At 69.6% G+C, this 1102-nt stretch carries 1 protein-coding gene; it reads left to right on the forward strand.

Translation table 11 applies throughout. The features are described 5' to 3' along the window. Positions 1-1102: primosomal protein N' (gene priA, locus QZ281_RS10565; RefSeq protein ID WP_292228135.1), on the forward strand; the 1102-nt coding region annotated here is incomplete at both ends.

Here is a 1102-nt window from a genome sequence, read left to right on the forward strand (position 1 = left end):
GTTCCTGCCCTTCGTCAACCTGCGCCTGCTGATCGTGGACGAGGAGCACGACACCTCGTTCAAACAGGAAGAGGGCCTCGTCTATCATGGCCGCGATCTGGCCGTGGCGCGGGCGCGGATCGAGGGGGCGGCGGTGGTGCTGGCCTCGGCGACCCCGTCTCTGGAGACCCTGTGGAACGCCCAGCAGGGGCGTTACGCCTGGCTGAAGCTGGGCGCGCGTCACGGCGTGGCGGTTATGCCGGACATCGCCCTGCTGGACCTGCGCCAGAGCCCGCCCGACCCCCAGACCTGGCTGTCCCAGACCCTGCGTGAAGCCATAGGCGAGACCCTGATCCGCAAGGAGCAGGTGCTGCTGTTCTTGAATCGGCGCGGCTATGCGCCGGTGGTCCTGTGCCGGGCCTGCGGGCATCGGCTGACGGCGCCCGACACCGACAGCTGGCTGGTCGAGCATCGCTACACTGGGCGGCTGGTCTGCCACCTGACCGGCTTCTCCATGCCGCGCCCGAAACTGTGTCCGTCTTGCGGAGCTGAGGATTCGCTGGTCTCGGTCGGTCCCGGCGTCGAGCGGGTCGAGGAAGAGGTGCGCCAGCTGTTCCCCGAGGCCCGCACCGCCGTCTTCAGCTCCGACACCGTGCCGGACGGCAAGTCCGCCCGCGCCCTGATCCAGCAGATGACGGACGGCGAGATCGATATTCTGGTCGCCACACAGGCGGCGGCCAAGGGGCATAACTTCCCCGGCCTGACGCTGGTCGGGGTGGTGGACGCGGACCTTGGCCTGCGCGGCGGCGACCTGCGCGCGGCGGAACGCACCTATCAACTGCTGGCTCAGGCCACGGGTCGGGCGGGCCGCGCGGACAAGCCGGGGCGCGCCCTGCTCCAGACCTGGACGCCCGAACATCCGGTGCTGATGGCTCTGGCCGCCGGCGACCGCGACGCCTTTGTCGAGGCCGAGATGGCCGAGCGCGAGGCGGCGTCGCTTCCGCCCTATGGCCGTCTGGCGGCGCTTATCCTGTCCAGCGAGAATGCAGCGGCGGTCGAGAAACTGGCCAATGATCTGGCCCAGACCATTCCCAACGCCGAGCGGCTGGAGGTTTACGGCCCC

It is taken from the genome of Brevundimonas sp. (assembly GCF_018608325.1).
In the GTDB taxonomy this organism is placed as follows: domain Bacteria; phylum Pseudomonadota; class Alphaproteobacteria; order Caulobacterales; family Caulobacteraceae; genus Brevundimonas.